General features: G+C 58.1%; 3 protein-coding genes. All 3 read right to left on the reverse strand.

What is annotated here, in order from left to right; genetic code table 11:
- Nucleotides 1–237, reverse strand: a 237-nt coding sequence (locus PQR40_RS38805) for an ATP-binding cassette domain-containing protein (RefSeq protein WP_408511263.1), incomplete at its 3' end; no start/stop codon positions are given.
- A 210-nt stretch (nt 238–447) separates the two neighbouring features.
- Nucleotides 448–1569 (reverse strand): polyamine ABC transporter substrate-binding protein, encoded by a 1122-nt coding sequence (locus PQR40_RS38810; RefSeq protein ID WP_408242387.1) that lies wholly within the window; start codon nt 1567–1569, stop codon nt 448–450.
- A gap of 73 nt (nt 1570–1642) precedes the next feature.
- On the reverse strand, nt 1643–3085 hold the full coding sequence (locus PQR40_RS38815) for an aspartate aminotransferase family protein (RefSeq protein ID WP_408511264.1): 1443 nt from the start codon (nt 3083–3085) through the stop codon (nt 1643–1645).
- Between the last annotated feature and the right edge of the window lie 104 nt (nt 3086–3189).

A 3189-nucleotide genomic window follows, 5' to 3' on the forward strand; every position in this document is an offset into this window, starting at 1 on the left:
CTCGAGCCCTGCGAGCATGCGCAGAAGGGTGGATTTGCCACAGCCGGAGCTGCCGAGCAGCGCGAACAGTTCGTTCTTCGCGATGCTCAGATTGACGTTATCGACAGCGACGCTGTCGCCGAATTTCTTCACGACATTTTCGATGCGGACGAATTCGTCCTGTTTCGATTTTGTCGTCGGTGCGGGGCGGGCCATCTGGGCGGCGCCGGCCGCGCTATTTAAGGTCGTCGAGTTCATGATGTAACCATTCCTTGCGGATCGCGAGCGCAAGTGTCTCCATACGAGTCGCGGGAAGCGGCTCGCAAGATGCGCTGCGATCGGAAAACATGGGACTGCGCGCAGATGGGACTCTTAAAGCGCGCAGGCTGACTACAGTTACTGCCATTCATGCGCTCAGGGTTCGAGCGATCCCTGAGCGCGAGATCGAAAGTTTTTAGTTTGGCTTAATTAATGGCCGGTTTTAAGCTGCGCCCAAAGACGATTTTCCAGGCGCAGGATGTCGGTCGGCATCGGCTTCATCAGCGTCATTTTGCTCAGCACGTCGTCTCCCGGATAAACGGTCTTATCCTGCGAGACCGCCGGCGTGACGAACTGGCGCGCGGCCTTGTTCGCAGTCGGATAGAACACTTCATTGGTGATTGCAGCGTTGACCTTCGGATCCGAGATGTAGTTGATCCACTTCAGTGCGGCTTCAGGATGCGGTGCATCTTTCGGGATCACCATCACGTCGAACCACAACAGGCCACCTTCCTTCACGTTCGAGAACTTGATCTGATACGAACGCTTGGCTTCTTCGGTGCGGCGGCTTGCGATGCCGACGTCGCCCGACCATCCCACCGCGACGCAAACGTCGTTGTTGGCGAGGTCGTTGATGTAGCCGGACGAATTGAATTGGGTGATATACGGGCGGACTTTCTTCAGCACTTCGAAAGCGGCCTGATAGTCGGCGGGGTTGGTGCTGTTCGGATCTTTATGCATGTATTGCAGCGTGGCGGCGAATACGTCGACGGCCTGGTCGAGGAACGATACACCGCAGCCTTTCAGCTTCGACAGATTAGCGGGGTCGAGCACGAGCGCCCAGCTATCCACCGGTGCATTCGCACCGAGTGCCTTCTGTACGGCTTGCACGTTGTAACCGATACCGTCTGTGCCGTATGCCCAAGGCACTCCGTACTGGTTGCCCGGATCCGCGTCAGCGATCATCTTCATCAGCACAGGGTCGAGGTTTGCCAGGTTCGGCAGCTTCGATTTGTCGAGCTTCATGTATACGCCGGCCTGAATCTGCTTGGCCATGTAGTTCGACGTCGGCACGACGATATCGTAGCCGGAACTGCCCGCAAGCAGTTTGGCCTGCAAGGTATCGTCGCTATCGTAGTTGTCGTACTTGACATGAATGCCGTCCTGCTTCTCGAAGTTCGAAATCGTGTCCTTCGCGATGTAGTCTGACCAGTTGTAGACATTCAGTTCCGTGTCGGCCGCAAGGGCCGGCGTAACCGACAACGCCGCAAAACCCGCGAAGGCGAGAAGCGCGGCCCCCGCGACCGCATGACGAAGATGACAAACGCTCATGGTTTTTTCCCTTGATGTGGAGAACCGGCATGAGCGCGTATCGTGGGTGTGCTCATGCCGGAACGAACTGCCGTTACGAAATTCCGAGTTGTTGTGCGGTCGCGTCGATGGCGTACTTCGCCTTCGAAACGATCTCGTCAATTTCCAGCTTGTTGATCACGAGCGGCGGCGACAGCAGCATCCGGTCGCCGGTGGCGCGCATGATCAGGTTGCCGTTGAAGCAGAAGTCGCGGCAGATCGTGCCGACGTCACCGCCATTGGCGAAACGCTTGCGCGTTTTCGGGTTTTCTGCGAGTTGCAGACCGGCTACCAGGCCCGCCCCGGAGATTTCGCCAACGATCGGGTGATTGGCGAAGGTGTCGCGCAACTTCTTCTGGAAGTACGGACCCGTGTCGGTCTTGACGCGCTCGACGATCTTCTCGTCGCGTAGCAGCTTCAGATTGGCGAGCGCCACAGCCGCGGCCACCGGATGCCCGGAGTAGGTGAGACCGTGATTGAAGTCGCCGTGCTCGATGATCGCTTTGGCCACGCGATCATGCAGGCCGACGGCGCCCATCGGCACATAGCCGCTCGTCAGGCCCTTGGCCAGCGTGATCAGATCCGGCTCGAAACCGAAGTGCTGATGCGCGAACCATTCGCCGGTCCGGCCGAAGCCGCCGATGACTTCGTCGGCGACCAGCAGGATGTCGTATTTGCGGCAGATGCGCTGGATTTCCGGCCAGTACGTCGAAGCCGGGAAGATCACGCCGCCCGCGCCCTGGAAAGGCTCACCGATAAACGCGGCCACGTTGTCCGCACCGATTTCGAGAATCTTCGCTTCGAGCTGCTGTGCTCGGGCCAGCGCGAATTCTTCCGGCGTCAGATTGCCTTCTGCTTCACCGAAGAAATACGGCTGGTCGATATGCACGATGTTCTCGACCTTCGAGGGCATCTGTTCATGCATGTAGCCCATGCCGCCCAGCGTGCCGCCTGCGATCGTCGAACCGTGATAACCGTTCTTGCGCGAGATAACGAACTTCTTCGAATGTTTGTTTTGCGTCGCCCAGTATTGATGGACGATACGCAGTACGGTGTCGTTGCCTTCCGAACCGCTGTTGCAATAGAAGAAGTGATTGAACGGTTCCGGCGCCAGCTCCGCGAGCAAGGCCGACAACTCGATCACCGGCGGATGCGTCGTTTTGAAGAAGGTGTTGTAGAAGGGCAGTTCCTGCATTTGCCGATACGCTGCGTCGGCCAGTTCCTTACGGCCATAACCGACGTTCACGCACCACAACCCGGCCATACCGTCGATGATCTTGTTGCCTTCCGAATCCCACAGGTACACGCCTTGCGCTTTGACGATCACGCGGCTGCCGGCGCGATTGAGCGAACCCATATCCGAAAACGGATGGATATGGTGCGCGGCGTCGAGCGCGCGATATTCGGCGGTGCTGCGTTGTTGCGCGGCTTGTACGCTTGCGGCGGCGCTGGGTTGCGCCGGTTGCACGTAAGCGACTTCTTCTGTTCTGTAGCTCATACTGCCTCCAGTTTTTATGCGTTTGCGAGCGACGTCATTAACAAAGGCCTTACATCCGGCCTTAAACGTGCAGCAGCAAATGCCGGCGTTCCCACGAACTGATC

The sequence above is a fragment of the Paraburkholderia sediminicola genome (assembly GCF_046026855.1).
GTDB lineage: Bacteria > Pseudomonadota > Gammaproteobacteria > Burkholderiales > Burkholderiaceae > Paraburkholderia > Paraburkholderia sediminicola_A.